Source organism: Falsiroseomonas oryzae, from assembly GCF_027856955.1.
Classification (GTDB): Bacteria; Pseudomonadota; Alphaproteobacteria; order Acetobacterales; family Acetobacteraceae; genus Falsiroseomonas; species Falsiroseomonas oryzae.
Genome location: NZ_JAPSMD010000455.1, coordinates 1 through 4,207 on the forward strand (window position 1 = coordinate 1; position 4,207 = coordinate 4,207).

The window sequence follows — 4,207 nt, forward strand, 5'->3', positions numbered from 1 at the left end:
GCGCTGGATCGAGCGGGGCGGGCCGAGGCTGGACGGCCCGCCGCAGCGCCAGGGCTTCGGCGCGCGCGTGCTGCAGGGCACGGTGCGCGCGCAGCTGCGCGGCGAGGTGCGGCTGCGCTGGGAGGAGGCCGGGCTGACCTGCGAGATCGACGTGCCGCTGCAGGCCCGCGCCGCGGCGTAGGCGCCGGCGCTTCAGCCCCCGCTCATCTCCAGGCCCAGCAGCTCCGCCGCGTTGCGCCAGAGGATGCGCTCCCGTGCCGCGTCCCTGATGGGCAGGCGCAGGAAGCGCTCGACATAGGGGCCGAGCGGGCAGAACGGATAGGCCGTGCCGAACAGGATCTGCTCGGCCAGGAAGCTGTTCGCGGCGCGCAGGTAGTCGTCCATGCCCGGCAGGTCGATCAGGTACATGTCCGGGCACAGGAACAGGTTGGGCCGGCGGAAGGCGACCGAGACCATCTCCTGCACCCAGGGCCAGCCGCCATGCGAGCAGACGATGGTGAGCTTCGGGAAGTCGGCCAGCACGCGGTCCAGGCAGTGCGGCGCGGTGTAGGTGATGTCCGGGCCGGCGCCGCCGCCGGCCATGATCACCAGCTTCGTGCCGGCATCCTCGCATTGCGCGTAGATCGGATAGAGCCGGCGGTCGTCCGGGCGGCGCGGCGGGTCCATCACGCCGGGCTCGAGGTTCACCATCGCCAGGCCGAGGCTGCGGCATTCCGCGATCATCGCCGCCGCGCGATGCCGGTCCGTCGTGTCGGCGGAGCCGACGCCGACGAAGCGGCCGGGATGTTCGCGCACGATCTCCGCGACGTCGGCGTTGGGCACGCTGCCGAGTGTCGCCGTGGTGCGGCCGACCACCACGCCGGTGGTGATGCCGGCGGCGTCCATCTCCTGCAGCAGCAGCGGCATGGATTGCTGCTGCACCGAGGCCGCCGGCTCGAAGCCCAGTCGGCGCGTGTAGCGGTCGCGGTTGGCCGCATTGGCGTAGATCTTGGTGGCCAGGAAGCCGCGCGCCGGGGGCCGCAGCCGGAAATCGACGATCGGCATGGCGGATCCCCTGTTGCGCAGCCGCGCGGGCGCTGCGCGGCGCCGCGCGGTCCCTGGTTGACACGTCATTCGAACAGGTATGCGATCGACGAACAAGCCGAACGGGATTGGCGCGACGGCCGGGCGCAGCCACGGAGACCACGCGATGATCATCGACTTCCGGGTTCGTCCACCCTTCGGCAGCTTCACCTCGACGGCGATCTACAACGCGCGCAACCCGAACCCAGACCCGGTCGCGGCGCGGCCGCTGCAGATGAACATGCCGTACTACCGCTCCTTCGCGGAGCGCTCGATGGACGCCTTCATCCAGGAGATGGACGCGGCGGGAATCGGGCTGGCGGTGGTGATGGGGCGCCAGTCGCCGCCGCAATACGGATCCGTGCCGAACGAGGAGATCGTCGAGCTGCTGCAGCAGCATCCGAAGCGCTTCATGGCCTTCGGCGGCATCGACGGCAGCGATCCCGCGAAGGCGATGGCCGAGATCGAGAAATGCATCGGCTGGGGCTTCAAGGGCGTCGCCTTCGACAATGGCTGGTGCGACCCGCCGCTCTACGACGACGCCGAATCGCTGATGCCGCTCTATGCGCGCTGCGCGGAGGCGGGGCTGATCGTCTCCTTCACCTCCTCCATCTTCGTCGGGCCGGACCTGACCTATTGCGACCCGGTGCACATCCAGCGCGTGGCGAAGCGCTTCCCGAACCTGCGCATCGTGGTGCCGCACGGCGCCTGGCCGTACACCGTGCAGATCTGCGCGGTCGCGTTCCAATGCGCGAATGTGCACCTGGTGCCCGACTTCTACGGCCACATCCCGAATACGCCGGGCGCGGACGAGTACGTGAAGGCGGCCAACTACTACCTCGGCCACCGCCTGCTCTTCGCCAGCAGCTACCCCGTGCGCCCGCTCGGCCAGAGCGTCGAGCAGTTCCGCGCGCTGCCCTTCGCCTCCGAGGAGATCCGCTCGCGTTGCCTGGGCGGCAATGCGGCGCGGCTGCTCGGCCTGTAGAGGAACCGCTCGCCATGACCACCCGGCTCACCCCGCCCCGCCTCGGGCGGCGGCGTGCACTCGGGCTTGCGCTCGCGCCGCTCGGCCTGGCCGCGCCACCTGCCTTCGCGCAGGGCAGCTTCCCGACTCGGCCGATCCGCCTGGTCGTGCCCTTCCCGCCGGGCGGGTCGAGCGACCTGCTCGGGCGGCTGGTGGCGGGGCAGCTCGGCCAGCGGCTCGGCCAGGCGGTGGTGGTGGAGAACCGTGCGGGCGCGGGCGGCACGCTCGGCATCCAGCACGTCGCGCGCGAACCGGCCGACGGGTATTCCATCGCGCAGGGCGCGATCGCGAGCATCGCCTTCTCGCCGCAGCTGATGAACCCGCCGCCCTACGACCCCAACGCCGTACTGACGCCCGTCGCCTTCGTCGGCAGCGACTACAACGCGCTGTTCGTCAACGCGCGCATTCCCGCCCGCAGCATCGCCGAGCTCGAGGCCTGGATCCGCGCGCAGCCGAACCCGGTGCCCTATGCCTCGGCCGGCATCGGCACGCCGGCGCATCTCGGCATCGCGAGCTTCGCGCAGGCACGCAACCTGCCGATGACGCATGTGCCCTATCGCGGCGCGGCACCGGCGATCCAGGACGTGGCGGCGGGCAATGCGGCGATGATCTTCACCGGCGCCGTCGCGGGCCGCGGCCTGGTGGAGGGCGGGCAGCTGCGGATGCTCGCCGTCAGCGCCCGGGACCGCAGCCCCGACTTCCCGGATGTGCCGACCGTGCGCGAGGCCGGCGCCCCGGAGATGGAGCTGCTGGTCTGGTACGCCTATTTCGTGCATCCGGGCACGCCGCGGCCGATCCTGCAGCGCTACCACGCGACCTTCATGGAGATGCTGCGCGATCCCGCCTTCGTGGCGGAGCTGCGGCGCGCGATGATGGAGCCCTTCCCGGCCGACCAGGCGCTGGACGAGCTGCCGCGGATGGTGGCGGCCTCGGTCGCCGACGTCCGCCGGCGCATCGACGCGGCGGGCATCAAGCCCGAATAGGCGGAACCGCGGGGCGCGACAGGCCGCGCCCCGCGGAAGCGTTCAGCCCTTCGCCACGCCCACCTGGGCGCGCGCGGCGGTCAGCATCAGGCCGCTGTCGTTCATGATGGTGGCCAGGTTGAAGCCGCGCTCGAACATCTGCTTCGAATAGGCGCCGCTCATCGTGTGGATGCCGGCCTTCACGCCGCGCTTCGCCGCGGTGGTGCGGATGCGGTCCAGGATCTCGACGAACTGCGGCTCCTGCCGGTCCTGCTTCGGCTCCATGCCGAGCGACAGCGAGAGGTCGGACGGGCCGATATAGACGGCATCGATGCCGGGCACGGCGACGATGGCCTCGAGGTTGTCGAGCGCGGTCTTGGTCTCGATCATCGGGATGACCAGCACGTCGTCATTCGCCGCGTTGGTGTCGGCCGCGGCGCCGTAGATGCCGGAGCGGATCGGGCCGAAGCTGCGCGCGCCCTTCGGCGGGTAGCGGCAGAAGGAGACGAGGTCGCGCGCCTCCTTCTCGGTATTCACCATCGGGCAGATCACGCCCTTGGCGCCGGCGTCGAGCACCTTGCCGATGATGCCGGGCTCGTTCCAGGGCACGCGCACCATGGGCGTGACGCCGTGCGGCTGCATGCCCTGGAAGCAGGCGACCATGGACTGGTAGTCCTGCACGCCATGCTGGATGTCCACGGTGAGGCTGTCGAAGCCGGCCTGCGCCATGACCTCCGCGCTGAAGCCCGAGGGGATGGCGAGCCATCCGTTCACCACGGGCTTCCCTGCGGCCCAGGCCGCCTTCACGCCATTCGCCATTGCGTTCCCTTCCCCTTCCGGTCGTGCGGGTCGCGGGACGCTAGGCTTGGGTCTCCGGGGCGTCAACGCGACCCGGCGCGGGTCAGGGCCGCGCGGCCTGCTCCAGCTCGGCGATGCCGACCTCCCGCTGCACGACCTGCGCGCGGGCCAACAGGAAGGCGATGGCGCGTTCGCGCAGCAGCTCGGCGGAGGGGGAGGGTTCGTTGCCGTCCAGCCCGTGCCGGCGCGCCACCGCATCCAGCAGCAGGCCGATGCGCGCGTCCCGCGCGGCCAGCGCCATCGCCTCGGCCTCGGGCGGCGGGCTGGCGGCGAGGCGCGGCCAGAGCCGGGCCAGCTCGGC

The 4,207-nt window shown here is 71.5% G+C and carries 6 protein-coding genes; 3 read left to right on the forward strand and 3 right to left on the reverse strand.

The window, feature by feature from the left end; translation table 11 throughout:
* The coding region (locus OZN99_RS26835) for a hypothetical protein (RefSeq protein WP_456299906.1) at positions 1–181 on the forward strand (181 nt) is incomplete at its 5' end.
* Between the two features lie 11 nt (positions 182–192).
* Here the strand turns inward: OZN99_RS26835 and OZN99_RS26840 are convergent.
* Complete coding sequence (locus tag OZN99_RS26840; RefSeq protein WP_270938295.1) at positions 193–1,044, reverse strand: amidohydrolase family protein; 852 nt, start codon at positions 1,042–1,044, stop codon at positions 193–195.
* A gap of 145 nt (positions 1,045–1,189) precedes the next feature.
* Here OZN99_RS26840 and OZN99_RS26845 point away from each other — a divergent pair, with 145 nt between their 5' ends.
* Both OZN99_RS26845 and OZN99_RS26850 read left to right on the forward strand, forming a co-directional pair.
* Positions 1,190–2,047, forward strand: coding sequence for an amidohydrolase family protein (locus OZN99_RS26845; RefSeq protein ID WP_270938296.1), 858 nt, complete (start codon positions 1,190–1,192; stop codon positions 2,045–2,047).
* Between the two features lie 14 nt (positions 2,048–2,061).
* Positions 2,062–3,069, forward strand: coding sequence for a Bug family tripartite tricarboxylate transporter substrate binding protein (locus OZN99_RS26850; RefSeq protein ID WP_270938297.1), 1,008 nt, complete (start codon positions 2,062–2,064; stop codon positions 3,067–3,069).
* Positions 3,070–3,111: 42 nt separating this feature from the next.
* Here OZN99_RS26850 and OZN99_RS26855 read toward each other — a convergent pair whose 3' ends face one another.
* Entirely contained in the window at positions 3,112–3,867 is a 756-nt protein-coding gene (locus tag OZN99_RS26855) for an HpcH/HpaI aldolase family protein (protein WP_270938298.1), read from the reverse strand.
* A gap of 82 nt (positions 3,868–3,949) precedes the next feature.
* Positions 3,950–4,207: hypothetical protein (locus OZN99_RS26860; RefSeq protein ID WP_270938299.1), on the reverse strand; the 258-nt coding region annotated here is incomplete at its 5' end.

What these genes read in the sequence shown, in the direction of transcription:
- OZN99_RS26855 (WP_270938298.1), bottom strand. Translation starts at nt 3,867, where the DNA reads ATGGCGAATGGCGTGAAGGCGGCCTGGGCCGCAGGGAAGCCCGTGGTG.
- OZN99_RS26840 (WP_270938295.1), bottom strand. Translation starts at nt 1,044, where the DNA reads ATGCCGATCGTCGATTTCCGGCTGCGGCCCCCGGCGCGCGGCTTCCTG.
- OZN99_RS26845 (WP_270938296.1), top strand. Translation starts at nt 1,190, where the DNA reads ATGATCATCGACTTCCGGGTTCGTCCACCCTTCGGCAGCTTCACCTCG.
- OZN99_RS26850 (WP_270938297.1), top strand. Translation starts at nt 2,062, where the DNA reads ATGACCACCCGGCTCACCCCGCCCCGCCTCGGGCGGCGGCGTGCACTC.